The organism is Saccharomonospora xinjiangensis XJ-54 (genome assembly GCF_000258175.1).
Lineage (GTDB): Bacteria > Actinomycetota > Actinomycetes > Mycobacteriales > Pseudonocardiaceae > Saccharomonospora > Saccharomonospora xinjiangensis.
Genome location: NZ_JH636049.1, coordinates 4,639,224 through 4,662,882, shown reverse-complemented (window position 1 = coordinate 4,662,882; position 23,659 = coordinate 4,639,224). Strand labels below are relative to the sequence as shown.

Below are 23,659 nucleotides of genomic sequence, written 5' to 3'. Positions count from 1 at the left end.
TCAGCCCTTCAGATCCGCGGCCATGTCGGTGGTGTCCACGTCTCTGGCGCGGAACAGTGCTGTGGTCACGGCGAATCCGGCGGCCATCTCGATGGCCATGGCTGTGACCGCGAGGGTGATGAGCACTTGTCCGTCGGGTTGGTGTGGGGAGGTGAAGTACCAGAATCCGGCGGCGCCGACGATCACGGCGTTGATCATGAGTTCGAGTCCCATCATGATCATGACAATGGATTGTTGAGAAAGTGCGCCGTGGAGGCCGATGCTGAACAGCGCGGCGGCCAGGAGGAGGTAGTCCTGCAGGGTCATCGTCCGGTGCCGCCTTGTACCGGGTCGGCAGGGTGCTGGCGTTCGAGTTCGTCGCCAAAGCGGTCGTAGCGTCCTCGGTGGGTGGCGAGAAGGACGGTGGCGACGATGGTGGCGAAGAGTGCGAGTCCGAGGACCATCATGACGAGCATCTTCTGGCCCATGAGTGCCTCGCCCAGTGAGGTCGTCGGGTCGGTTGGCGGGCGGGTTGGGGTGCTGGGCCAATCGATGAGGAGGATGCCGGTGGTGAGGACGGCGAAGGTTCCGGCCGCGATCGTCAGTGATCCTTTCCGGTTGTGCAGCATGGTCATCGGCATCAATCCGGCGGGATTCATCATGTACATGAGCATGAAGACGACCATGACGAGCATTTCCATGATCATCATGAGGATCACGAGTGTGCCCAGGTAGGCCAGTTCGACCAGCAGCAGTGTCACGCCGGTGAGCACGAAGGAGGCGAGCAGGGAGAAGGTGGCGCGGGCCATGGAGTCCACCCGGAACACCAGCATTCCTGTGACGACGGCGCCCACGGCGCACACCCAGAACGCGAGTTCGGTCCACATGTTCTCTCTCTCCTTCAGATCACCACGGTGGCTACGACGAGTGCCTGCGCCAGTGTCAGCGGGAGGAGCACAATCCAGGAGAGTTCCTCGAACCGCTCCATGCGGATGGTCGGCAGTCGCCGTCCGGCCCAGACCAGGGTTGCCAGGACGGCGGCGGTTTTGACGGCTGACCACAGCCAGCCGGGGAGCAGTGGTCCGAGTCCACCGCCGAGGAACAGGGCCACCGACATCGCCGCGCCGGAGGTCAGTAGGACCCAGCGTCCTGTGAGGAAGATCAGCCGGTCCACGCCGGACAGTTCCGCTGCCGCGCCGCCTGCGATGTCGTTGCCCGTGGGGTGGGCGAACGGTCCGGAGAACGCCATCGCCAGCACGGTGGCGAGGAACACGACGAACGCGAACGGCATCCATACCACGAACCAGAGGTTCTGCTGTGCGGCGACGATGTCGGCCACGCGCAGGGAGCCGGCGCCGATCGCCGCGGTGGTGAGGACGAACATGTGTGGGAGTTCGTAGGCCAGGCCTTGCGCGAGGAACCGGTACCCGCCGACGAGTCCGAAGGCGGAGTTGGCGCCCCACCCGGCCAGCCAGACCGCGGCCCAGGCGACGATCTCCATCGCGTTGAACCACACCACTCCTACGGACAGGTCGCTGACGGCCCAGCGACCCAGCGGGGTGGCGAGTGAGGCCAGTGAGGCCGCAGCCAGTAGCGCGATTCCGGCGCCGCGCCAGAGCAGGGTGTCGGCGGCGAGCGTGCGGCGCCGCTGCTGCACCAGCAGGCTTGCGGCCGCGCGGAGCGGGATGGTCAGTGCTGCACGGGTGTCGCTGCCCGCTGCCCGCGCGGCGAGGGCGGAGTCCAGGGCCGCGGCGCCGAGGGCGAAGGTTCCCAGCACCGGAGGAAGCAGCAGCGCTCCTTGCCAGCCGGTGGGCTCAATCATGGGATGCCCCGGAGTGGGTGAGTGTGTCGAGGTCGGGGTCGAGGCTGGCGATGACGAGCCTGGCGCCAGCCAGTTCGGTGCCTTCCAGGAGTGCGGGGAGGGTGTTCAGGGTCCACTGGGTTCGCTCGGTTCTGCCCGGGTCGGGTGTGGTGGGGGTGGGGCGGTGAAAGGTCTGTTCGGCCGTGTCGATCCAGTGGTGGAGACGGGTGATCGCATCCCCGTGCAGTTCGGGTGGCGTTGTTGGCTCGTGTGGGGTGGTGCCGATGCCGGTCAGGAGCCAGCGGAGTGTTCGCGAGCGGCGCACTTGCCTGGACCATCGCGTCAGCGATCGTGCTGTCTCGGCGGAGCGTGTCCCGCGGAGGATGTCGTCGCGCAGACGCCGGGCTGTTGTGGCGGCGTCTGGCCAGCCTGCGACGGACAGCAGCCGTGCGCAGGAATCGAGACTGCGTGCGGTCGGCGGAGGGGTGTTCCTGCCCGGGGTGGGGTGGCTGTCGCGGAGGCCGACCGTATCGACGGTGGCGTGCTGGATGATGTCGCCCTGGAGGGTGGTGCGCACGACGAGTCCGGCAGGCCAGTCCGGGAGTGCGGGGCCGAGGGGAAGGTGGAGCTGGTCGAGTGTGAGCCCGTCGCGGTCGTCGGCACGGTCGGCCATCGGTACGTCGCCGGGCATCCGCATGCTGTCCGGGTCGGGTGCGTCGTGCCCCCGTTCCGAGGGCTCGTGGTGACGGGGCGCGCGGTGGGTCGCCAGCGCCCGTTGCCGTCCGGGGTCGCGTAATGCGGCCACCGCTGTGTTCAGCTGTGCTTCCGACGTTGCCTCCTGCTCGATGTCCGCGCGAGCGCAGGGGGCCGGGATGAGGGTGTGCACCTGGTCGAGGTAATGGCGGAGGGGGTCGGTCACCGGGCCGGTCACGAGGAGCAGGTTCGCGTCGGCGGGACTGGTCGCGTGCTGCCAGCCGCGTTCTCTGACGAGGCGCTCGACGGTGATTCGTGTCTGGGTGCCGCCTGGTGTCGCGACGATCAGGGCGCGTGGGGGCGTACGTTGCAGAAGCCATGTGGTCAGGTCCATCGCAGGGCCCCTTCCCGCCACGCGTAGCCGACCCCGGCCATGAGGATTCCGAGGAAGACGAACATCTCCACGACGGCGGGTGTGCCCTTCTCCGCGACGACCAACGTCCACGGATACATGAACACCATTTCCATGTCGAAAACGAGGAAGATCATCGCGACTGGGTACCAGCGGACGTGGTAGCGCGACACCGCGTGTTCGGTGGGGTCGTGTCCGGAGAGGAACGGGTAGGTGTTCGTGGTCGTGGGACCGAGGCGGGTCAGGAAGGCGATGCCGTAGACGGAAGCGCAGAGTAGGAGCGTCACGGCGAGGACGGTGAGTGCGCTTCCGGCGTTCATCGCGCGCCACCTCCTGCCGCCACTGTGGGGTGTCACCGTTGTTTCTGCCCTCGGATCGTGGGCAGGTTTCCTCGGTGACCGTCGGCGCAAACGTTGTTACCAGGAGTGAGTGAGGGGCGGGCTGGGTGACCCTGTCGGCCGTCGGTCTCAGCCGAGACGCCGTTCTCAGGCGTTGAGCAGGAGATGCTCCAGCACGCGCGCGCCGAACCGCAGACCTTCGACGGGGACGCGCTCGTCAACGCCGTGGGCCATGGCGCGGTAGTCGAACCCCTCGGGTAACCACAGTGGTGCGAAGCCGTAGCAGTCGATGCCGAGTTCGTTGAAGGCTTTGGCGTCGGTGCCGCCGCCGAGGCAGTAGGGCACGACGACGGCGTCGGGGTCCTGTGACCGGAGCGCGTCGCTCATGGCGTCGAACCACGGTGAGTCCACGGGGGCTTGGACTGCTCTGCTGCGGGCGAGGAATTCGCGTTCGACGTCGGGGCCGATGAGGGCGTCCACTTCGGACAGAAGGGTGTCTTCTGTTCCGGGGAGGACTCGGCCGTCAACGCGGGCTTCCGCTGTGCCGGGGATGACGTTGACCTTGTAGCCCGCGGTGAGGACGGTGGGGGTGACGCTGTTGCGGACGGTGGATTCGACGAGGGGTGCGGCGTCGCCGAGGCGGTCGAGGGTTCCGTCGATGTCGTGGAGGTCGATGGTGACGCCGAGGGCTTTTCCCGTGCGTTCGAGGAAGGCTTCGACGGTGGGGGTGAGCACGACGGGCCAGTCGTGGGCGGCGAGTGCGTGCAGGGCGGTGACGAGGCGGGTGACGGCGTTGGCGTCGTTGCGCCGGGAGCCGTGTCCGGCGCGGCCCTTGGCGGTGAGCTTGAGGTGCGCGGTTCCGCGTTCGGCTGTGCCCACGGGGTAGAGGCGGATCTTGCGTCCGTCCGCGGCGCGGACGTGGTAGGTGTAGCCGCCGGATTCGCTGATGGCGGCGGCACAGCCGGTGAAGAGGCCGGGATGGTGTGCGGTGAGCCAGTGTGCGCCGTACTCGCCCCGGTCCTCCTCGTCGGCGACGAACGCGAGGACGATGTCGCGGCGGGGTCTGCGTCCTGTGGCGGCGAGTGCTGCGACGGCGGCGAGCACGGTGGCGCAGAAGTCCTTCATGTCCACCGCGCCCCTGCCCCAGACGTAGCCGTCGGTGACGATGCCGGAGAACGGGTGGACGGTCCATTCGGTGGCGTCGGCGGGGACGACGTCGAGGTGGCCCTGGATGAGCAGTGGTGGCAGGGCGGGGTCGTCGCCGGGGACGCGGGCGACGACGTTGGCGCGCCGGGGTGCCGATTCGAGGATGGTGGAGTCGATTCCCGCGTCGGCGAGGATGGTGGCGCAGAATTCGGCGGCTTCGCGTTCGCCTCGGGCGTCGCCCGCTCCGTGGTTGGTGGTGTCGAAGCGGACCAGCTGGGCACAGAGGTCCACGACGTCGGTTGTCATTGGGGGTCACACCGCCCTTGTCCGGTCGTTGTCTGGGGTGCTCAGCCGTACTTGCCTTGGACGGCGCCGTCGGCGATGGCGGTGACGATCTTGAAGGTTTTCATCGCTTCGGTCATGGTGGGCGCGTCGAAGCCGACGGTGCGGACACCGGTCTGTTCGACGGTCGGAACGACGGCCGCGGCCTGTGCGAGGTGGCTGGCGTCGAACTCGACGTCGATGTGGTGTGCCATCGTGGTGGGTTTTCCCCGTCCGGCGCGTCGCATGCAGGTGGTGGCGGCGGTGGTGAGGTCGGCTGAGGTGCGTGACGGTGGCAGGCAGATGGCGGCGTAGCGGCTGATGCATTCCTTGACGGCGACGTGTGCGGCGCCGGGGGCGTAGTCGGCCGCGTCGTCGCAGGTTTTGTCGTCGCCGCTGACGAGGAGGACGGGTACGCCGTACTCGGCGGCCAGTGTGGCGTTGAGGCGGCCTTCGCTTGCGGGGATCCCGTCGAGTGTCACGCCGGTGATCTGATTGGGCAGGTAGGTGTGGGAGAGCACGCCGTCGCAGCCCGCTCCGGCGTGGTAGCCGAGGAAGACGACGCCATCGACGCCGGTGTCGATGCCTTCCATCATCGACAGTGGTTTGTGGCGGCCGGTGAGCATGCGGGCGCGGGGGTCGAGGTCTTCGAGGAGCAGGTTGCGCTGGGAGGAGTGTGCTTCGTTGACGAGGACGTCGGTGGCGCCGCCGTCGGCGAGTCCGGCGATGACGGCGTTGACGTCGCCGGTGAAGAGGCGCCGGAATCGCTGCCATTGTTCGGTGCCGGGGACGACGTCGTCCGTCCAGGTGACACCGGTGGCGCCTTCCATGTCGGCGGAGATCATGATCCTCACGGGCGTCCAATCTAGTCGTGATGTCACAGGTTGCACACCCGTGACCGCAAATCGTTGACATCGCGAGGCGTGAAGTGGTTACTTTTCCGCTCCGGCATCCTCTCGGATCGCAGTGAGGTGTACACAGTGAGTTGGACTCGCTTTCGGCGTCGGGTCGCGTCTGTCGGCGCGGCTGCCTCGGCGCTGCTGATGGTCGGGCCGCTTGTCCCCGCGGCTGTCGCGCAGGAGCAGGCTCCGCGCGTGTTGCGGGTGGCACTGGTGCAGGAGATCGATCACCTGAACCCGTTCACGGCCAGTTTCGCGTCGAGCACGATGGTGGGCCGGTTCGCGTGGGAGTTCTTGACACTGCCGTCGTCCGAGGACGCCACGCCCACGGGTGGTGTGGCGGAGTCGTGGAAGGCGTCGGAGGACAAGCTCACGTGGACGTTCACGATTCGTGAGGGCATGACGTGGTCGGACGGTGAGCCGGTGACGGCGCACGACGCGGCGTTCACGTTCAACACGATCATGTCCGATCCGAAGGCAGCGGAGGCCAACGGCGGGTATGTGGAGAACTTCGAGGAGGTCACCGCGCCGGACGATCGGACGTTGGTGATCGAGACGAAGGAGCCGCAGGCGAGTATGACGGCGCTGGATGTGCCGATCGTGCCGGAGCATGTGTGGTCGAAGATCGAGGACATGCAGGATCCGGCCACCGACAGCGTCGAGGTGGTGGGTGTCGGCAGTGGCCCGTTCGTGATCGCGGAGTACCGGCCGAACGAGCTGGTGCGGATGAAGGCCAACGAGGATTACTGGCGGGGCGCCCCGGCCTACGACGAGTTGCACTTCGTCAAGTTCGAGAACGCCGATGCCGCGGTGAACGCGTTGCGTAACGGTGAGGTGGATTTCATCAACCGGTTGACGCAGGCGCAGTTCGACAGTTTGTCCGGTGAGCCGGGGGTGGAGACCAATCAGGCTTCGGGGCGGCGGTACCGGGAGTTGTTGATGAACCCGGGTGCGCGCAACGCCGAGGGTGACGAGATCGGTGACGGGCACCCCGCGTTGCGGGATGTGAAGGTGCGCAAGGCGATCGCGATGGCGATCGATCCGAAGGTGCTGGTGGAGAAGGTTCTCGGCGGTTACGGCGAGTTGCCGGGCGGGTTGGTGCCGCCGATCTACGCGGCGTTCCACTACGAGCCTGGCGATGATGTGCGGTATCGGTTCGATCCGCAGGCGGCGAACCGGTTGCTGGACGAGGCGGGTTACCGGCGTGGCGCCGACGGCATCAGGGTGGATTCGGAGGGCAGGCGGCTGGAGTTCCGCTTGACGGGCCGGTCCAGTGAGGACTATGCGCAGCGCGCGAGCGACTACATCGTGTCGTGGTTGAAGGATGTCGGGATCGCGGTGTCGAAGAACCTGGTGTCCGACAACGAGGTGGATGAGACGACGTCGTCGGGTCATTACGATCTGGCGTTCTCGGGGTGGGGTACGAACCCGGACCCCGATTACATCTTGAGCAAGCAGACGTGCGCGGCCTTGCCCGCGGCGTCGGGCAGTAGCAGCAGTAACGCGTTCTTCTGCGACGAGACCTACGACGAGTTGTACTACCGGCAGGCCGCTGAGCTGGACCCGGCCAAGCGGGCCGAGTTGGTGAAGCAGGCGCAGGCGCGGTACTACGAGCTGGTTCCGAGTTTGGTGCTGGGCTACGACAACGTGCTGGAGGCTTACCGGTCGGACCGGTTCACCGGCTTCGTGCGTCAGCCGGAGGGTGAAGGCCAGATCATGGAGCAGACCGGGTACTGGGGTTTCTACGGCGCGAAGCCGGTGAACGCCGCGGCCGAGGGGCAGGAGTCGTCGGGGCTTTCGACCGGGGTGTGGGTGGCGTTGGGTGCGGGTGCGCTCGTGCTGCTGGCCATCGGGGGCACCGTGGTCGTGCGGCGCCGATCCTCGATCGACGACAGGGAGTGACGTCGGCCGTGACGTTGACGTCGTCCGACGCCGCGCCGGGCCCTGACGGATCGGGCCCGCGCGGCGGCGCTGGTGCGGGGGTCGTGCCTTCGACGGTGCGGTTCGTCGCTTCGAAGCTGGGTGGTGCGCTGGCGAGTTTCGCGCTGGTGGTGGTGCTGGGGTTCCTGCTGTTCCGCATGATCCCGGGTGACCCGGTCGCGACGATGACGCGTGACCGGCCCACGAGCCCGGAACAGCTGGCCGCGTTGCGGGAGCGGCTCGGGGTGGACGAGCCGATGTACCAGCAGTTCCTCGACTATGTGCTGGGGCTGCTGCGCGGCGATCTCGGCACCTCCTACATGTACAACCGGCCGGTGTCGGAGATGATCGGCGAGCGGTTCTGGCCGACGCTGTTGCTGGTGGGCACGGCGACCGCGCTGGCGGTGGTGCTGGGGTTGTGGCTCGGTGTGCGGGCGGCGTGGCGGCGAGGGAGCGCGTTCGATCGTGTGAACACCGGTGTGGCGTTGACGTTGTGGTCGGTGCCGCAGTTCTGGCTGGGTCTGCTGTTGCTGATCGCGACTCAGGGGTTGTTCCCGAGCAGAGGGATGCGGTCCGCGGTGATCCCGGACGATCCGGTGGCGCAGGTGCTCGACGTGGCCCATCACCTCGTGCTGCCGTGTGTGACGTTGCTGGCGGTGATCTACGCCCAGTACATGCTGGTGATGCGGTCGTCGCTGCTGGAGGAGATGGGTGCCGACTATCTGACGACGGCGAGGGCGAAGGGGCTGCGCGACGACCTGGTGCGCAGGCGGCATGCGGTGCCGAACGCGTTGCTGCCGACGGTGACGCTGGTGTTCCTGCAGTTCGGCATGGTGGTGTCGGGCACGGTCACGGTGGAGACGGTGTTCTCGTGGCCGGGGCTGGGATTGCTGACCTACGAGGCGCTGCGCGGCCCTGATCTGCCGTTGTTGCAGGGTGTTTTCGTGGTGCTGGCGGGATCGGTGCTGGTGATGAATCTGGTGGCCGAGCTGCTGTACCGGGTGCTGGACCCGAGGGTGCGTGAGTCATGACCTCTCCTGTGTGGCAGCGGCGGCGGGCCGCGGCCGTGTCGGTGTGGACCGCGTTCCGCCGTGAGCGTGGTGGCCTTGTGGGGCTCGGTGTGCTGGTGGCTGTGGTGTTGCTGGCCGTGGGGGCGCCGCTGTTCACCGACGAGGCGAACTTGGATGTCACCACGGCGCCGGGGGACCCGTTGCGACCGCCGAGCGCGGAGTTCCTGCTGGGCACCGATGTGGACGGCCGGTCGGTGCTGCTGCTGACGGTGTGGGGCGCGCGGGTGTCGCTACTGGTGGGGTTCGCGGCGACGGTGCTGTCGGTGGTGATCGGCACTGTGGTGGGCCTGGCTGCGGGGCACTTCGGCGGGTGGGTGTCGAGTGTGCTGCTGAGGTTCACCGATTTCTTCCTGGTGTTGCCGTCGCTGGTGCTGGCCATCGCGTTGTCCACGGTGTTGCCGCAGGGGGTGGCCACGATCGTGCTCGCGGTGGGGGTGACGTCGTGGCCCGCGACGGCGCGGTTGGTGCGGGCGCAGACGTTGACCATCGAGAGCAGACCGTTCGTGGAGAGGGCCCGCGCGCTCGGTGGTGGGCACGGCCACATTCTGGGCAAGCATGTTCTTCCGTCGGTGCTGCCGCTGGTGCTGGCGAACACGACGCTAGTGGTGGGTAACTCGATCATCGCGGAGTCCACGCTGGCGTTCCTCGGGCTGGGTGATCCGAGCGCGGTGTCGTGGGGATCGATGTTGCAGACGGCGTTGTCGTCGGGGTCGGTGAGCGCGGGCGCGTGGTGGTATCTGTTGCCGCCGGGACTGGCCATCGTGGTGATCGTGTTGTCGTTCACGCTGGTGGGCAGGGCGCTGGAGACGGTGCTGAACCCGAGGTTGAAAGGACAGTGAAGCCGCCGATGGTAACGCCGCCGACCACGCAAGGACCGTCGGAGCCTCAGGAGGCTCGGGAGGCGCCGCTGCTCCGGTTGCGTGACCTTGGGGTCACCTACCGCACCTCCGGTGGTGAGGTGCCCGCGGTGCGGGGTGTGAATCTGGAGTTGCGGCAGGGTCAGACGCTGGGCATCGCGGGTGAGTCGGGGTCGGGCAAGTCCACCGTGGCGATGAGTGTGCTGCGGCTGTTGCCGGGGTCGGCTCGCGTGACCGGCGAGGTGCTGCTGGACGGCGAGGACGTCAACACCATGCGGTGGGGGCGGCTGCGGGCGGTGCGCTGGTCGTCGGCGTCGATCGTGTTCCAGGGCGCCATGCACGCGCTGAACCCGGTGCGCACGGTCGCCGAGCAGATCGCGGAGCCTCTTCGCCTGCACACGGCCGCGAACGGGGCCACGAAGGCCAGGGTGGCTGAGCTGCTGCGGCAGGTCGATCTGCCGCCGGAACGCGCGAGCGCCTACCCGCACGAGCTGTCCGGCGGGCAGAAACAGCGGGTGATGATCGCGATGGCTTTGGCGTGTGAGCCGAAGCTGATCGTGGCCGACGAACCCACCACCGCGCTGGACGTGGTGGTGCAGGACCAGGTGCTGCGCCTGCTGAGTGACCTGGTGACGCGGCGGGGAATCGGGCTGGTCATGATCAGCCACGACCTTGGTGTGCTGGCGCAGACCTGTGAGCGGGTGGCGGTGATGTACCGGGGCGAGGTCGTGGAGGAGGGGCCGTCGGAGGAGGTTTTCGACCGGCCCCAGCACGACCACACGCGGGCGCTGGCCGCCGCCATTCACCGCATCGGCGACCCGGACACCCGCATGGTCACTGTGCGTGAGACCGTGAGTGAATCCGACACCATGGACCCAGCCGATCCAGCCGACGCGGCTGATGCGGCTGATGCGGCTGATCCGGCTGATCCGGCTGACGACGGTGGCGAACTGCTGGCCGCACGCGACTTGGTCGTGACGTTCCGTGACCGTTCGCGGCGGGTGGTGCGCGCGGTGGACGGGGTGGACCTCGGCGTCCGGCAGGGGGAGATCGTGGCGCTGGTGGGGCAGTCGGGGTCGGGCAAGACCACGCTGGCTCGCACACTGCTCGGTCTCCAGCGTCCCACGTCGGGATCGGTGCTCTACGAGGGCGCGTTGTTGCCGACGTCGGCGTCCGGGTTGCGGGCCTACCGGCGGCGGGTACAGCTGGTGTTGCAGGACCCCACCAGCGCCCTCAACCCCCGGCACACGGTGTACGAGGCCGTGGCGGAGGGACCGCGTATCCACGGCCTCGGCGGCGCGGAGCGCGACATCGTCGTGGCGGCGCTGGAAGCCGCCGAGCTGCGGCCTGCCGACCGGTTCCTGGCCCGGCTGCCGCACGAGCTGTCCGGCGGGCAGCGGCAGCGGGTGGTGATCGCGGGTGCGCTCGCGTGCGACCCGAGTGTGCTGATCGCCGACGAACCGGTGGCATCGCTGGACGCGACGGTGCGCAACGAGATCCTGGCGTTGCTGTTGCGGCTGCGGCGGGACCTCGGGCTGGCCGCGTTGGTGATCACTCACGACCTCGGGCTGGCGTGGGCCATCGCCGACCGCGTCGCGGTGATGCGCAACGGCCGCATCGTCGAGCACGGTCCCGTGGAGAAGGTGCTGCTCAATCCTCGCCACGAGTACACCGCCTCGCTGCTGGCTGCGTTGCCGACACCTTCGGCGAGCGCATTCCGTCGCGGTGTGTAACCTCAGAACACAGTATGGCCACCACCACCGATTCCGCGCCGAGCGCCGAGACGCCCGCGGAGGAGACCGCAGCGGCACGGGCAGCGGCCCGTGCCGGGGAGACGACTCGTTTCCCCTACCGCACCATCGCGATGGGTGTCATCGGCAGTGTGGTGCTCATGTTGGCGTCGCTGGGCGCCGGGGGCATCCTCGTGAGCGACCCGGTGATCGGCACAGGGCCGCTGTCGTGGATGCGGTACGGGCACGGGCACGCGCTCGCCACCACCGTCCTCTACATCGGGTTCGGTCTGGTCGTGTGGGCGTGGGTAAGGCTCGGCCGGTACGCGCTCGCCGGGCGGATCGGCACCAGGCCCATCCTCGTCGCCGCGTTCGCGTGGATGGCGCCGCTTTTGATCGCGCCGCCGCTGTTCACGCGGGACGTGTTCTCCTACCTCGGGCAGGGCGCGCAGTTGCTGCACGGGCTCGACCCGTACGACTACGGGCCCGCCGCGCTGGATGTGCTGCCTGATGTGGTGGAGAACGTGCACCCGCTGTGGCAGACGACACCGGCCCCGTACGGGCCGCTGTTCTTGCTGGTGGCCAAGCACATCGTGGGCATCACCGGCAACAACATGATCGCCGGTGTGATCCTCACCCGGCTGGTGCTGCTGCTGGGGCTGGCCGGGATGCTGTGGGCGCTGCCGAAGCTGGTGCGCCACCTCGGTGGGCGGCTTCCGGTGACGATGTGGCTGGCCGTGGCCAGCCCGATGACCGTGATCCACCTGGTCGGCGGGCCGCACAACGATCTGTTGATGCTGGCGTTCCTCACCATCGGGGTGTGGGCCGCGCTGGAACGCAGGCACGCGCTCGCGATCGTGCTCGTCACGATCGGCATGCTGATCAAGCCGACCGCGGCGGTGGCGCTGCCGTTTTTGGTGTGGGTGTGGGCCAACCACCTGCCGCGTGAACAGAGCCTTCTCCGGCGGTTCGTCAAGGCGGTCACCCCGTCTGTGGCGATCTTCGCGGTGGTGTTCACGGCCGGAACGTGGGTGTCGCTCGGGTCGTTCAACCTGGGCTGGTTCGCCGGGCTGAAGGCACCGCAGATCATCGCGAACTGGCTGAACTTCCCCACCGGTATCGGCGAGGTCGTCCACACGCTGGTCAACCTCGTGATCGACGTGCCGGTGTCGCCGTTCGTCACCGTAGCGCGCGCGATCGCGTGGGCGGCGCTGGTCGCCGTGATGGTGTGGCAGTGGTGGCTGGCGCGGCACGGCGGGCGCGAGGCGATCCTGCGCATGGGGATCACGCTGCTCGCGGTGGCTGTTTTCTCGCCTCCGACTCTGCCGTGGTATCTGACCTGGGGTTTCGTGATCCTGTCGGCGTTCGCGTGGCGGAGGGTGCAGCTCTCCGTCGTGGTGGCCGTCTCGGTGTTCCTGGTGTTGGTCTACTACCCGACGGGTGAGCAGAGCCTCTACGACTGGTGGTTCATCATCGGGGTGATCGTCGCGAGCCTCTACGGTGCCGCGTCGCTGCTCAAGCCCGACCCGCTCGGTCTGATCGGAGTGTGGCGGCGACAGCCCGTCACCCCTGCCGACCCTGCTGAATCGCTTGCGGGGTCGCCGACCAGCCGCGCCACGTCCTGACCCGCACCCGCACCACCGGCCCCTCCGGCGGGGTGCGGGCGTATTGGCTGTACTTCGCCACCAGCGCCGCCACCGCGGACGTGTCCTGGCCCGCGCCTGCGACGCTGGCGTCGCCGTCGGCGCGCACCCACCACAGCATCGACCAGTCCTCGTCGTAGTGGTCCACCAGCAGGCACACGCCTCGCTGCGCGGCGATGTTCCGCAGCCGCCGCAGCGCGGTCGTCGTCTTCGGTTTCGCATCCACGGCCCACACCACGTCGCCGCCGTCGAGGGCGAACGTCACCGGCACCAGGTGCGGCATACCGTCGGCGCCCGCTGTGGCCAGCCGCGCCAGGCGCGCCGTGGTGAACAGCCGCCGCGCCGTCGCCTCGTCCATGTCGGCCATAACCCAGACTAGGCACGCCTTCCCCTGCGCCGGGGGTGCGGCGCGGGGAGGATCTGTGTCGAACACGAGTTCGGCCGCCCTCAGCCGCGCGGGGGTGTCACGTGTGCGGTGTGACGGTGAGGGTGCCCGTGCCCGCGTCGAGTTCGGCCCGCACCCCCAGCGGCACCGCGAGCGCACCAGGGTGGTGGCCGATGTCGAGCCGCCACACCGTCGGCACGCCGAGCGGGAGGAGCCGGTCGCGCAACACCTGCCGCACCGCGTCGCTGTCGCCTCCGCAGTCGGTCCACGACCCGATCGCCAGCCCCGCCACACCGTCGAACCAGCCAGCCCGCAGCAGCTGGGTCAGCATCCGGTCGATGCGGTAGGGCTCCTCACCGATGTCCTCCAGCACCACGACCGCCCCCACAGCGGGCCGGTACTCGGCGCTGCCGACACTCGCGGCGAGCACCGTGAGGTTGCCCCCTGCCAGCCGTCCTTCGGCCACGCCGGGGCGCAACGTCTCGGCGGCGGCACTGGGCAGCCTGCGGGTGCCGTGCGGGTCGAACAACGCCCCGCGCAGGTGGTCGGCGGCCACGGGGTCGAAGTAGGCCGTGGCCGGCATCGACGCCAGGATCGTCGGTGTGCCCACGTGCGTGGCGATCGCGGCGTGCAGGGCGGTGGCGTCGCTGGCCCCGGCGAACACGGTGGGTTCCGCGCGGCGCAGCGCGTCCCAGTCCACCAGGTCGATCATGCGGTGGGCGCCGTAGCCGCCTCGGGCCGCGATCACGGCGTTCACGTCGGGGTCGAGCCAGGCCCGCTCGAAGTCGCGGGCGCGGTCGGAGTCGGTGGCCGCCAGGTAGTCGAGGTGAGGGTGCCTGCCCAGTACCGTCGCACCGAGCCGCACCCGCAATCCCCAGGAGCGCAGCGTCGCGGCTCCGCTGCGCAACGCGTCCGCGTCAACGGGCCCTGAGCAGGCCACGAGCGCCACGGTGTCGCCCCGGCGCAGGGACTTCACCGGAGTCCGCGCGCTGCTGTCCACGCTGTCGCCCCCGTTCTTCCGGTCAGCCGCGTAGTTCCACGGGCGGCACGTCCGGGGTGGCGAACCCGAACACCTGCCCGTAGAAGGCGAGTTCGGTGTGCAGGGCGGTCACGATCGTGTCCGCCTTGCGGAATCCGTGTTGCTCGCCCTCGAACGTCACCAGCGTGTGCGGGACGCCGCTGCCGCGCAGCGCGGCCACGAACCGCTCCGCCTGCTCCGGTGGGCAGATTTCGTCCTCGCTGCCCTGCAACAGCAGGATCGGGCCCGCGAGCGAGGCGACGTTGTGGACGGGGGAGCGGGCGGGATAGCGGCCTTCGGTGTCCGGCAGCGGCCCCACGAGGCCCTCGACGTAGCGGGATTCGAAGTCGTGGGTTTCGCCACCGGCTTTCGTCCACGACAGCAGATCGAGGATCGGGTACTTCGCGGTGGCGGCGCGGTAGACGTCCACGGAGGTGATGGACGCGGCCGCGGTGAACCCGCCCGCGCTGCCTCCCCGGATCGCCAGCCGCCGCGGGTCGGCCAGTCCCTCGTCCACCAGCGCGCGCGCCACGGCCGCGCAGTCGGCGACATCGACGACACCCCACTGGCCGCGCAGCCGTTCGCGGTAGTGCCGTCCGTAGCCGGTGGAGCCGCCGTAGTCCACGGCTACCACCCCGATGCCCCTGCTGGTGAAGTAGGCGAAATCCAGGTCGAGCACCGGGTGGTTGCGGCCGGTCGGCCCGCCATGCACGTGCACCAGATACGGCGGTTTCTCCCCTGTGGGGCCGGTGTGATCGGGATTGGCGGGCGCGTACACGTAGGCGGGGATGCGGGTTCCGTCCTCGGCGGGAAAGGACCGCACCTGCGGCAGGGGTAGATAGTCGGCCGGTGGGGCGGGAGGCGAGTCGGTCAGGCCGGTGACACTGCCGTCGCGCAGATCCACCCGCACCACGGCAGGGCCGCGCAGGGGTCCGGCCGCGACACCGACCACGCTGTGACCGTGGCGGGCCAGCGTCGGCGACCACCCCGTGAGCTGTTCGGCCACCGGTGTCAGCGCCCCGGTCGCCTCGTCGAGCACAGTCAGGCCCGTGCCGGTGAGCACCGCGTGCTTCCCGCCGCCGAGCGCGGTCATCCACCGCGACCCCAGCTTCCACAGCGGGCCGCCCATCTCCTCCTTGGCCGCCGTCAACGCCGCCTGCGCAGGCGGCGCCGCCACCGAGGGTCCGGCACCGCCGTCGATCGTGACCCGGTGCGGCACCCACCAGCCTCCGGGATCGGCGAGGACCAGCAGCGCGCCCGGCCCGTCCCAGTCGAGCTGGCACACCGACACCCCGTCACCGCCTGCCACGACCCGGTGCGGCCCGAACGTTCCGTCGGCGGCGATCTCCGCCACACACACCGACGTCGCGTCCCACGGCATCGCGGGGTGATCCCAGCCCAGCCAGGCGGCGTGGCGACCGTCGGGGGAGCACTGCCCGGATGTGAGGAAGTGGTGCGAGGCGGCCAGCACACGCGGCTCACCCCCGGCCGCCAGTGGGATCGCCACCAGATCACGCGTCACGTCAGCCCTTCCGGGGCCGGTCACGGATTCCCGCACCGCCCACACCTCACCGGGCAACCCGGGGCGCAGGTCGGAGAACCGGACACCATGCGGCGTCTCGGGCTCGGGGGTGAGCGCGGTGACCGCGCCGTCACGCAGATCCCGCGCGTACACGCGCTGGTCGTCCCAGTGCGTGAACACCACCAGCTCCCCGGACACCAGCCACGGGCGCCCGCCGTATTCGTGCACCCGGTTGCGCGCGTTCCACGGCGCGGGCAGCGTCTCCTCCACCGCGCCGTCCACCCAGCGCATCAGCGCGACCCGCCCGTTCTCCGACGGCCGTGACTCCGCCCACCACACCGCGTCGTCCACGACGTCCACCCAGTGCGGAGTGACACCAGCCGCGGCGACGTCGTGGGCGGTGATCGGGGAGGTCCAGCTGCCGTAGGGCGAGATCGAGGGCATTGCGCCAGCCTAGAAGATCTTGCGCGAGACTCCAGCCCCCGAACGAGCCCGATCGTGGGAGTTGGCATAGGGTCGTAGGTGCCATGGCTCGTGTCATCCACGTCTTCCGTCAACCCGACCGCTTCGTCGCGGGCACCGTCGGGCAACCCGGCGACCGCACCTTCTACCTCCAGGCCCGCGAGGACACCCGCACAGTCAGCGTGACGATCGAGAAGCAGCAGGTCGCGGTGCTGGCCGAGCGGCTGGCGTCCTTGCTGGAGGAGATCGCCACCCGCTTCGGCGCCGACGTCCCCGGCGAGGTACCCGACGATCTGATCGACAACGAACCCCTCGATGTGCCCGTCGAGGAGGAGTTCCGGGTCGGCACCATGGGCCTCGGCTGGGACGCCGAGAGCAAAGCGGTGGTGATCGAACTGCTCGCGATCACCGAGACGGAAGTTGACGAGGCCGTCGTGCTCGACGACACCGAGGAAGGCCCCGACGCGGTACGGGTGTTCCTCACTCCGGCCGCGGCCCGCGCGTTCGCCACCCGCGCCGACCGGGTCGTCAACGCGGGCCGCAAACCCTGCCCGCTGTGCGGGGAACCGCTCGACCCCGCAGGGCACATCTGCCCGCGACAGAACGGATACCGGCGCGGCACCGACCTGGGCGACGAGAGCTGAGCGCACGGTGGCTCAGCACGTGGAGGCGAGCGACCCCGCGGCCATCGACCTGCTCACGCACGGCACGCTGACCGTGGAGGGGCGCCTCGTTGACGCCTCCAACCTCACCCTGTTCTGCGCCGTCGAACTCGACGGGACGGCCGGAAACGCCGTCTACAAACCGGTGTCGGGGGAGCGGCCGCTGTGGGACTTCCCCGACGGCACCCTCGCGGGGCGCGAGACCGCCACCTACCTGATCTCGGCAGCCTCGGGACTCGGGCACGTGCCGCCGACAGTGCTGCGCGACGGCCCGTTCGGCGAGGGCATGGTGCAGTTGTGGATCGACACCACCGGCGACGACCTCGTCGATGTGCGCCCTGCGGACGCGGTGCCCGAAGGGTGGCGGGTGGTGCTGCACGCGCACGACGCCGACGGCCGCCCCTCCGTGCTCGCCCACGCCGATCACCCCGGTGTACGTGAACTCGCCGCGCTGGATGTGGTCGTCAACAACACCGACCGCAAGGGCGGGCATGTCCTCGACGGCGCCGACGGCCGCGTCTACGGCGTCGATCACGGCGTCTGCCTGCACACCGACCCGAAACTGCGCACCGTGCTGTGGGGCTGGCTCGGCGAACCGCTTCCCGCCGACATCACCGACAAACTCCGCAAACTCCGCTTCGCCCTCGACCACGACCTCGGGGACACACTCGCCCCGCACCTGACGGCGGCCGAGATCCGCGCGGTGGCCGACCGCACCGACACACTCCTGGCAGACGGGGTGTTCCCCGCGCCGGGCGAGGACTGGCGCGCCCTTCCCTGGCCGCTGTTCTAGCGGGCGGCAGCGTCACCCCGCGAATCAGGCTTCCGCGAGGGGAACCTCGCAGCCCGCGTTATCCGTGTGCGAGCGCCGCGATCTCGTCAGGACGCTCGTCGGTCACGAAATGCCCGGCGCCGTACACGACTCTCAGCTCGGCACCGAGCGCACGTCGAACCTGTGGTCGGAGACGCCGGGGCGGGAGGAACACGTCCCTCGCCCCGACCGCGACGGTGCGGCGCACAAGACGGGCCGGCGCGGGCAGCGGTCCCGGATCGGCGCTCGACCGCACGTGCCGGGCCACCAGGGGCAGCCATTCGACCAGTTCGGCACGCGGCCGGTTGCCGGGCGCGTGCATCTGGCGCAGCAACCGCAGGCTGCCGGAGTCCGATCGCCGGATCATCCAGCCCGCCGCCGCCAGCACGACACCGGGAGTGACCCGCAACGACACCAGTCCAGCAGGGGAGACCAGCACCTGGTGCTCGACCCTGCCCGCCGGGCACGCCAGCGCGACCGCCGCGCCGAGTGAATGTCCGAGCACCGTCACAGGGCCGTGCGTGGCCGCGTCGATCACCTGTTCCAGCCACCGGCCGTACCAGGTGAGACGGTCCGCCGCCGGTGGGCGGTCGCCGCTGCTGAGCCCGGGTTGGCCCGGCAGGTCCGCCGCCACCACCCTGCACCGCTGGCTCAGCGCCGCGATCAGCGGATACTGTGCCGCCACGCAGGTGTTGGTGCCGAACACGACCACCACGGTCCGATCACCGCGGCCTGCCGTCACCACGTGTGTCCCCGCACCGTCGATCGTGAACTCCTGGGGGCCGGTGCTCCAGCGGCCATGCCGCGAGCCGTTCCCGGCACCACCGCGCCACCGCGTCACGGCCTTCCCCGGTGCGGTAGATCGAGCGGTTCTCCGGCTGGGGTCGCGTGGCCATGCGCGATCACGTCCGTTCCGTCGTCGCCTCATACGAATGTTCGACGCGACCAGACTTCCCGGCACACCGTGATCACCGTAGCGTTCCGGCGCTCTCGCGGGCCGACCGGCCTGCGCCGCAGGGAACGTCACCTGTGACGGTTAGGGTCTCCGCCACTACATCCGCGGTCCACAATGGAGGTGCTCGTGGCGGACACGTACTCGCCCATGCGCGAACTCAACCAGCTCAAAGAGTTTTACGACACCCAGGACGATCCCTTCGCCGTGGGATTCGAGATGCCGGGATACGGCGAAAACTGCTACACCGACCCGGAACCGGAGCTCGCCGAACGGCTGGTTTACTTCGCCCACGCCAACAGCAGCGGCTCGCTGTACGGCATCTGGCGCAAGGACGACCGCGACGACCTGGCCACCCTGCCGGTCGTGGCCGCGGGTGACGAAGGCGGCCTGCATCTCGTCGCCCGCGACTTCCTGGCGTTCCTACAACTGCTGGCATCCCTGCCTATCGACGCGGAACCGTACCTCGGCTGGGACTTCCTCGACGTCAACGACGGGCACGACCCGGTGGACAACACGCCCTACCTGACCTGGTTGGCGCGTACCTTCGACCTCGCACCCGTCGCGGAGTGGGAAGACCTCGTCAACGCCGCGCAGGAGGAGCTGGGCCGCGAGTGGGCGGCGTGGATCCATCCGATCGTCCCCGACGCGGTGTGGTCACCGGTCCATGAACTCAACCAGCTCGCGACGCTCGACGACTCCTGCGCCGGTGACCTCGCGACCGGTTTCTGCCTGAACCGCGACTACGGCGACGCCGGGAAGGCGACGAACCCCGACCTCACCGCCGACCTCGTGCCCTTCGCCACCAACCACGACACCGCCACTGTCTTCGCCCTCTGGTGCCGCGACGGCGGCGCGGCCTCCGCCGACGCTCCCGTGGTGGCGCTGGGAACAGAGGAAGGGGCACACGTGATCGCCCGCGATCTCCGCGAGTTCCTCGAAGTGATCGCCGGTCTCACCCGCACCGGAATCCGGTGCGACCACACCGGAGTCGTGCTCTGCGACGGCGAACCGGCGCGGAACCACGGGGCGTTCGTCGCCTGGCTGGAACGCGCGCACGGACTGCGCCCCGCCACCGATCCGGCAACGGTGATCGCGACCGCGCACACCGAACTCGGCGCGCCCTTCGCGACAGGCCGCCTCCGGCACTGACACCTGCGGCGTGGCAGCGCGCGCCCGGCGCCCGCGACGACTACGGTCGGTGCCCGTGCGTTCCCACTCCTATGACGACGTGCTCGCCACACCCCGCCGCAGGCGGCAGGTGCCCGAGCTGCCTGCCGAACCCGGCCTCGTGGTCGAGGACGCGGCAGGCGGGTTCTGCGGCGCGGTGGTGCGCTGCGAGTCCGGTGGGGTCGTGCTGGAGGACCGGCACGGCCAACACCGGATGTTCCCATTCGGTCCCGCCGCGTTCCTGCTCGACGGCCAACCGGTCACCCTCGTTCCCGCGCGCAGGCCGAAACGCACCGGCCTGTCACGGTCGGCGTCCGGTTCCGTGCGCCTCGACGGCGTGCGCGCCCGCGTCGCCAGGGGGTCCCGGATCTGGGTGGAGGGCCTGCACGACGCCGAGCTCGTCGAGCGCGTGTGGGGCCACGACCTGCGCGTGGAGGGCGTGGTCGTCGAACCCCTCGACGGCGTTGACTCCCTCGCCGAGCGGGTCGCCGCGTTCGCCCCCGCTCCGGGCAGAAGGCTCGGGGTGCTGGTCGATCACCTGGTGCGGGGCAGCAAGGAAGCCCGGCTGGTTGACGCGATCGACCACGAACATGTGCTGGTCACCGGCCACCCCTACGTTGATGTGTGGCAGGCGGTGAAACCGGCGAGCGTCGGCATCGCCGCCTGGCCTGCGGTGCCGAAGGGGAAGGAGTGGAAGAGCGGTGTGTGCGCGGCACTCGGCTGGGGCGACCCTGGGGAGGGCTGGCGGCGGGTGCTCGCGGGAGTGAGGAGTTTCCGCGATCTGGAGACACCCCTGCTAGGGGCGGTCGAGCGTTTGATCGATTTCGTCACCGAGCACCCGGCGTGACAGAACACGAAGTAACGGCTGGATCACGGCGCCGGTGCTACCCGGTGTAGTGATCGGGGATCTGGGAGCATGAACCCATGACAGCGGCCATCATCTGGCTCATCGTCGGACTCGCCCTGGTCGCGGCCGAGACGCTTTCCGGGGACTTCGTCCTCGTGATGCTCGGCATGGGAGCGCTGGCCGCAGCGGGTTCCGCGGCGTTGAGCGGCAACCCGATCCTCGACGTGCTCGTGTTCGCGATCTCCTCCGTCGCGCTCATCGTCCTGGCCAGGCCCGCGCTCAAACGCCGGTTGATCACCGGGACCGGTGTCCGCACCAACACCGAAGCGCTGCTGGGCACCACGGCAGTGACGATCTCGGTCGTGGACAGCACCGGCGGGCAGGTCAAACTCGCGGGCGAGGTGTGGTCGGCGCGCAGCCTGACCGAAGCGGAAGTGATCGAGCCAGGGACGACGGTGACGGTCGTGGAGATCTCCGGCGCGACCGCCGTCGTCTCGGCCTCACCCTGACACCACCCGGTGTCGGCAGCGGAACAGCAGTAAGGAGAGGTCGTGCAAGAGGCGACAACATGGATCGTGGTCGCCGTCATCGCCCTGTTCGTGATCATCACGATCGCGAAGGCGTTGATGGTGGTGCCGCAGGCGCAATCAGCGGTGATCGAAAGGCTCGGCCGGTTCCGCACGGTCGCGGGGCCTGGGCTGAACTTCCTGGTGCCGTTCCTCGACAAGGTGCGCGCCCGCGTTGATCTGCGCGAACAGGTCGTGTCCTTCCCACCGCAGCCGGTGATCACCCAGGACAACCTCACTGTCTCGATCGACACCGTGGTGTATTTCCAGGTCACCGACTCCCGCGCTGCGGTGTACGAGATCTCGAACTACATCGTCGGTGTCGAACAGCTCACCACCACCACGCTGCGGAACCTGGTCGGCGGCATGTCACTGGAGGACGCGCTGACCTCCCGCGACCAGATCAACAACCAGCTTCGTGGCGTGCTCGACGAAGCCACCGGCCGGTGGGGCATCCGCGTCGCGCGAGTGGAGCTGAAGGCGATCGACCCTCCGCCGTCCATCCAGGACTCCATGGAGAAGCAGATGCGCGCCGACCGTGAGAAGCGCGCCATGATCCTCACCGCCGAAGGTGAGCGGGAAGCGGCCATCAAGACCGCCGAAGGGCAGAAGCAGAGCCAGATCCTCGCCGCGGAGGGCTCCAAGCAGGCGTCCATCCTCGCCGCAGAGGCGGAACGGCAGTCCCGCATCCTGCGCGCCCAGGGTGAACGCGCCGCCCGCTACCTTCAGGCGCAGGGGCAGGCCAAGGCCATCGAAAAGGTCTTCGCCGCGATCAAGGCCAGCAAGCCCACCCCTGAGGCGCTGGCCTACCAGTACCTCCAGACCCTGCCGCAGATGGCGCAGGGCGACGCCAACAAAGTGTGGCTGGTGCCCAGCGACTTCGGCAAGGCACTCGAAGGGTTCGCCCGCCAGTTCGGGGCCAAGGGCGATGACGGGGTGTTCCGCTACGAGCCGCCTGCCGAGGAGACACCGTCCCCGGTGATGGAGGACGAGGAGGTGGCCGACTGGTTCGACACCTCGACAGACCCGAAGGTCGCCGAAGCGGTGCGCGCGGCCGAGGCCGTCGCACGGCAGGAAGTGCCCAGCCCACTCAACACCGGCGGCACCACACCGCCCGCAGCCGCCGCGCTCAAGGGCGCCCGCCCGGACACTCCGCCGCAGGCGAGGGACGACAACCCCGAGGACGCCACGCCCGCGCCGCAACAACCCGCGGCGCCCCCGCGGCCGCAACAGCCGCCAGCCGGAGGCACCCCGTACGGCGGTCCGCAGCAGGGCCACTACCCACCCCCGCCTCCCGCAGGTCCGATGCCGCCGCAGGGACCGCCGTTCGGGAGGCAGTGAACCGGCCGAGCCCGGGGCGGCATCACCGCCCCGGCTCCCGGCGAACCCGCCGTGCACAGGTCGTTCTCCGAGCAACCGACACCTGGAGAAACTCCTGCCTCGTCACCATGCGGCGAGCCCAGCGCGCACGGTGCCGCCGCCCGGGTCGCTCACCTCGCGCGGCGAGAGTTGCCGCGCCGAACCAGAGGTGCGTTCAGCGCCCCGAGCCCTCCACGACAACCGGGGCCAGCTCCGGACGCTTGGGCCGCAAACCGTCCCCCGACGATTCACCCCGCAACCTTCGCCCGATCCACGGCAGCGCATGTTCCCGCGCCCACCGCAGGTTCTGCGCCCGCCGCTGCGCCCGGCTCACCACCACAGCCTCGCCCAGCGGCGTAGGGGAGATGTCGTGCTCGACACCCAGCGTGTCCAGCACCGCCGCCGCCACCAGCACATGCCCGTCGCTGTTGAGGTGAATGCGGTCGGCCGACCACAACCGCCGATCCCGCAGCGCCCGCATCGCCCACAGATCCACCACCCGAGCGCCGTGCCGCGCCGCGATCAGCCGTACATGCTCGTTGTAGACGGCGGTGCGGCCCCGCATCCTGCGGAACACCGGGTCCTCCACACCGTCAACACCCGTGAACAACACCACCGTGGCGCCCGTGGCCGCCAGCCGCTCCACCGCCACGTCGTAGTCGCCGCACAACGCGTCGATGTCCACCGTCGGCCGCATGAGATCGTTGCCGCCCGCGTACAACGTCACCAGGTCCGGCTTCATCTCCACAGCGGGTTCGACCTGCTCGGCGAGCACCTGGTGCAGCAGCCGCCCCCGGATCGCCAGATTCGCGTAGCGCAGGCCGTCCCGCGCGCGGGCCAACTGTTCGGCGACCCGGTCGGCCCACCCGCGCACGGCGTTGGGGGAGGAGGGGGCGTCGTCACCGACTCCCTCGGTGAAGGAGTCACCCAGAGCAACGAAGCGGCAGAACATTCCCGCACTCTAGCGACGCGGCCGCTGTGGGCCCGCGCACGCTCCACGCCACGAAAAAAGTCGGAGAGGGTGTCGAAAACCGGTTCGCCCGTTCGACGGGAATACGAGAACACGGGCACACAGCCCACCACCAACCACAGGAAG

At 69.5% G+C, this 23,659-nt stretch carries 23 protein-coding genes; 11 read left to right on the top strand and 12 right to left on the bottom strand.

Features of this window, described 5'->3' with window-relative positions; all coding sequences use genetic code 11:
• The 7 genes from nuoK to SACXIDRAFT_RS21170 all read right to left on the bottom strand — a co-directional run bounded on the left by nuoK (position 1) and on the right by SACXIDRAFT_RS21170 (position 5,535).
• Positions 1-306 carry an NADH-quinone oxidoreductase subunit NuoK gene (gene nuoK / locus SACXIDRAFT_RS21200; RefSeq protein WP_006240737.1) on the bottom strand — a complete coding sequence of 102 codons (306 nt, stop codon included), beginning with the start codon at positions 304-306 and terminating at the stop codon, positions 1-3.
• Complete coding sequence (locus tag SACXIDRAFT_RS21195) at positions 303-866, bottom strand: NADH-quinone oxidoreductase subunit J (protein WP_006240736.1); 564 nt, start codon at positions 864-866, stop codon at positions 303-305. The genes nuoK and SACXIDRAFT_RS21195 overlap by 4 nt, the downstream gene beginning before the upstream one ends.
• 14 nt (positions 867-880) lie before the next feature.
• Positions 881-1,801: an NADH-quinone oxidoreductase subunit H gene (locus SACXIDRAFT_RS21190; protein WP_006240735.1), complete on the bottom strand. Its 921-nt coding sequence runs from the start codon at positions 1,799-1,801 to the stop codon at positions 881-883.
• On the bottom strand, positions 1,794-2,867 hold the full coding sequence (locus tag SACXIDRAFT_RS21185; protein WP_006240734.1) for a hypothetical protein: 1,074 nt from the start codon (positions 2,865-2,867) through the stop codon (positions 1,794-1,796). Before SACXIDRAFT_RS21185 ends, SACXIDRAFT_RS21190 begins: the two co-directional genes overlap by 8 nt.
• Positions 2,858-3,205: an NADH-quinone oxidoreductase subunit A gene (locus SACXIDRAFT_RS21180; RefSeq protein WP_006240733.1), complete on the bottom strand. Its 348-nt coding sequence runs from the start codon at positions 3,203-3,205 to the stop codon at positions 2,858-2,860. Before SACXIDRAFT_RS21180 ends, SACXIDRAFT_RS21185 begins: the two co-directional genes overlap by 10 nt.
• Positions 3,206-3,370: 165 nt before the next feature.
• Positions 3,371-4,675: a M20/M25/M40 family metallo-hydrolase gene (locus tag SACXIDRAFT_RS21175; protein WP_006240732.1), complete on the bottom strand. Its 1,305-nt coding sequence runs from the start codon at positions 4,673-4,675 to the stop codon at positions 3,371-3,373.
• Positions 4,676-4,716: 41 nt separating this feature from the next.
• The gene (locus SACXIDRAFT_RS21170; RefSeq protein WP_006240731.1) at positions 4,717-5,535 is read right to left on the bottom strand and encodes a M55 family metallopeptidase; all 819 of its coding nucleotides are present in this window, start codon (positions 5,533-5,535) and stop codon (positions 4,717-4,719) included.
• A gap of 198 nt (positions 5,536-5,733) precedes the next feature.
• Here SACXIDRAFT_RS21170 and SACXIDRAFT_RS21165 point away from each other — a divergent pair, with 198 nt between their 5' ends.
• The 5 genes from SACXIDRAFT_RS21165 to mptB are packed head-to-tail and all read left to right on the top strand — an operon-like array spanning position 5,734 to position 12,791.
• Complete coding sequence (locus SACXIDRAFT_RS21165; protein ID WP_040922318.1) at positions 5,734-7,491, top strand: ABC transporter substrate-binding protein; 1,758 nt, start codon at positions 5,734-5,736, stop codon at positions 7,489-7,491.
• 8 nt (positions 7,492-7,499) lie between these two features.
• On the top strand, positions 7,500-8,540 hold the full coding sequence (locus SACXIDRAFT_RS21160) for an ABC transporter permease (protein WP_408640385.1): 1,041 nt from the start codon (positions 7,500-7,502) through the stop codon (positions 8,538-8,540).
• On the top strand, positions 8,537-9,418 hold the full coding sequence (locus tag SACXIDRAFT_RS21155; RefSeq protein ID WP_006240728.1) for an ABC transporter permease: 882 nt from the start codon (positions 8,537-8,539) through the stop codon (positions 9,416-9,418). The genes SACXIDRAFT_RS21160 and SACXIDRAFT_RS21155 overlap by 4 nt, the downstream gene beginning before the upstream one ends.
• Before the next feature lie 8 nt (positions 9,419-9,426).
• The gene (locus SACXIDRAFT_RS21150; RefSeq protein WP_006240727.1) at positions 9,427-11,169 is read left to right on the top strand and encodes a dipeptide ABC transporter ATP-binding protein; all 1,743 of its coding nucleotides are present in this window, start codon (positions 9,427-9,429) and stop codon (positions 11,167-11,169) included.
• A gap of 14 nt (positions 11,170-11,183) precedes the next feature.
• Positions 11,184-12,791 (top strand): polyprenol phosphomannose-dependent alpha 1,6 mannosyltransferase MptB, encoded by a 1,608-nt coding sequence (gene mptB, locus SACXIDRAFT_RS21145; protein ID WP_006240726.1) that lies wholly within the window; start codon positions 11,184-11,186, stop codon positions 12,789-12,791.
• Here the strand turns inward: mptB and SACXIDRAFT_RS21140 are convergent.
• The 3 genes from SACXIDRAFT_RS21140 to SACXIDRAFT_RS21130 all read right to left on the bottom strand — a co-directional run bounded on the left by SACXIDRAFT_RS21140 (position 12,730) and on the right by SACXIDRAFT_RS21130 (position 16,178).
• Positions 12,730-13,176, bottom strand: a complete 447-nt coding sequence (locus tag SACXIDRAFT_RS21140) for a TIGR03668 family PPOX class F420-dependent oxidoreductase (RefSeq protein WP_006240725.1) — start codon at positions 13,174-13,176, stop codon at positions 12,730-12,732. The two genes, mptB and SACXIDRAFT_RS21140, sit on opposite strands and share 62 nt — an antisense overlap.
• 97 nt (positions 13,177-13,273) lie before the next feature.
• Positions 13,274-14,194: a S66 peptidase family protein gene (locus SACXIDRAFT_RS21135; protein WP_040922317.1), complete on the bottom strand. Its 921-nt coding sequence runs from the start codon at positions 14,192-14,194 to the stop codon at positions 13,274-13,276.
• Between the two features lie 22 nt (positions 14,195-14,216).
• Positions 14,217-16,178 (bottom strand): S9 family peptidase, encoded by a 1,962-nt coding sequence (locus tag SACXIDRAFT_RS21130; protein WP_006240723.1) that lies wholly within the window; start codon positions 16,176-16,178, stop codon positions 14,217-14,219.
• An 83-nt stretch (positions 16,179-16,261) separates the two neighbouring features.
• Between SACXIDRAFT_RS21130 and SACXIDRAFT_RS21125 the strand changes: the two genes are divergently transcribed.
• Both SACXIDRAFT_RS21125 and SACXIDRAFT_RS21120 read left to right on the top strand, forming a co-directional pair.
• Entirely contained in the window at positions 16,262-16,840 is a 579-nt protein-coding gene (locus tag SACXIDRAFT_RS21125) for a DUF3090 domain-containing protein (RefSeq protein WP_006240722.1), read from the top strand.
• Positions 16,841-16,847: 7 nt separating this feature from the next.
• Positions 16,848-17,651 (top strand): SCO1664 family protein, encoded by an 804-nt coding sequence (locus SACXIDRAFT_RS21120; RefSeq protein ID WP_006240721.1) that lies wholly within the window; start codon positions 16,848-16,850, stop codon positions 17,649-17,651.
• Between the two features lie 58 nt (positions 17,652-17,709).
• On the opposite strand, the gene SACXIDRAFT_RS21115 is transcribed toward SACXIDRAFT_RS21120, so the two are convergent.
• Positions 17,710-18,510 carry an alpha/beta fold hydrolase gene (locus tag SACXIDRAFT_RS21115; protein WP_006240720.1) on the bottom strand — a complete coding sequence of 267 codons (801 nt, stop codon included), beginning with the start codon at positions 18,508-18,510 and terminating at the stop codon, positions 17,710-17,712.
• 240 nt (positions 18,511-18,750) lie between these two features.
• Here SACXIDRAFT_RS21115 and SACXIDRAFT_RS21895 point away from each other — a divergent pair, with 240 nt between their 5' ends.
• The 4 genes from SACXIDRAFT_RS21895 to SACXIDRAFT_RS21095 all read left to right on the top strand — a co-directional run bounded on the left by SACXIDRAFT_RS21895 (position 18,751) and on the right by SACXIDRAFT_RS21095 (position 22,545).
• Positions 18,751-19,773 (top strand): hypothetical protein, encoded by a 1,023-nt coding sequence (locus tag SACXIDRAFT_RS21895; RefSeq protein WP_006240719.1) that lies wholly within the window; start codon positions 18,751-18,753, stop codon positions 19,771-19,773.
• A gap of 55 nt (positions 19,774-19,828) precedes the next feature.
• Entirely contained in the window at positions 19,829-20,638 is an 810-nt protein-coding gene (locus tag SACXIDRAFT_RS21105; RefSeq protein WP_040922869.1) for a DUF3097 domain-containing protein, read from the top strand.
• Between the two features lie 77 nt (positions 20,639-20,715).
• On the top strand, positions 20,716-21,147 hold the full coding sequence (locus SACXIDRAFT_RS21100) for an NfeD family protein (protein ID WP_006240717.1): 432 nt from the start codon (positions 20,716-20,718) through the stop codon (positions 21,145-21,147).
• Between the two features lie 42 nt (positions 21,148-21,189).
• Entirely contained in the window at positions 21,190-22,545 is a 1,356-nt protein-coding gene (locus SACXIDRAFT_RS21095) for an SPFH domain-containing protein (RefSeq protein WP_006240716.1), read from the top strand.
• A gap of 193 nt (positions 22,546-22,738) precedes the next feature.
• Here the strand turns inward: SACXIDRAFT_RS21095 and SACXIDRAFT_RS21090 are convergent, their stop codons facing one another.
• Complete coding sequence (locus tag SACXIDRAFT_RS21090) at positions 22,739-23,515, bottom strand: SGNH/GDSL hydrolase family protein (protein ID WP_006240715.1); 777 nt, start codon at positions 23,513-23,515, stop codon at positions 22,739-22,741.
• Between the last annotated feature and the right edge of the window lie 144 nt (positions 23,516-23,659).

Coding starts and splice junctions, on each gene's coding strand:
- SACXIDRAFT_RS21130 (WP_006240723.1), bottom strand. CDS start 16,178: ATGCCCTCGATCTCGCCCTACGGCAGCTGGACCTCCCCGATCACCGCC.
- SACXIDRAFT_RS21140 (WP_006240725.1), bottom strand. CDS start 13,176: ATGGCCGACATGGACGAGGCGACGGCGCGGCGGCTGTTCACCACGGCG.
- SACXIDRAFT_RS21180 (WP_006240733.1), bottom strand. CDS start 3,205: ATGAACGCCGGAAGCGCACTCACCGTCCTCGCCGTGACGCTCCTACTC.
- SACXIDRAFT_RS21125 (WP_006240722.1), top strand. CDS start 16,262: ATGGCTCGTGTCATCCACGTCTTCCGTCAACCCGACCGCTTCGTCGCG.
- SACXIDRAFT_RS21100 (WP_006240717.1), top strand. CDS start 20,716: ATGACAGCGGCCATCATCTGGCTCATCGTCGGACTCGCCCTGGTCGCG.
- SACXIDRAFT_RS21175 (WP_006240732.1), bottom strand. CDS start 4,675: ATGACAACCGACGTCGTGGACCTCTGTGCCCAGCTGGTCCGCTTCGAC.
- SACXIDRAFT_RS21190 (WP_006240735.1), bottom strand. CDS start 1,801: ATGATTGAGCCCACCGGCTGGCAAGGAGCGCTGCTGCTTCCTCCGGTG.
- SACXIDRAFT_RS21185 (WP_006240734.1), bottom strand. CDS start 2,867: ATGGACCTGACCACATGGCTTCTGCAACGTACGCCCCCACGCGCCCTG.
- SACXIDRAFT_RS21195 (WP_006240736.1), bottom strand. CDS start 866: ATGTGGACCGAACTCGCGTTCTGGGTGTGCGCCGTGGGCGCCGTCGTC.
- SACXIDRAFT_RS21150 (WP_006240727.1), top strand. CDS start 9,427: ATGGTAACGCCGCCGACCACGCAAGGACCGTCGGAGCCTCAGGAGGCT.
- SACXIDRAFT_RS21090 (WP_006240715.1), bottom strand. CDS start 23,515: ATGTTCTGCCGCTTCGTTGCTCTGGGTGACTCCTTCACCGAGGGAGTC.
- nuoK (WP_006240737.1), bottom strand. CDS start 306: ATGACCCTGCAGGACTACCTCCTCCTGGCCGCCGCGCTGTTCAGCATC.
- SACXIDRAFT_RS21155 (WP_006240728.1), top strand. CDS start 8,537: ATGACCTCTCCTGTGTGGCAGCGGCGGCGGGCCGCGGCCGTGTCGGTG.
- mptB (WP_006240726.1), top strand. CDS start 11,184: ATGGCCACCACCACCGATTCCGCGCCGAGCGCCGAGACGCCCGCGGAG.
- SACXIDRAFT_RS21165 (WP_040922318.1), top strand. CDS start 5,734: ATGGTCGGGCCGCTTGTCCCCGCGGCTGTCGCGCAGGAGCAGGCTCCG.
- SACXIDRAFT_RS21170 (WP_006240731.1), bottom strand. CDS start 5,535: ATGATCTCCGCCGACATGGAAGGCGCCACCGGTGTCACCTGGACGGAC.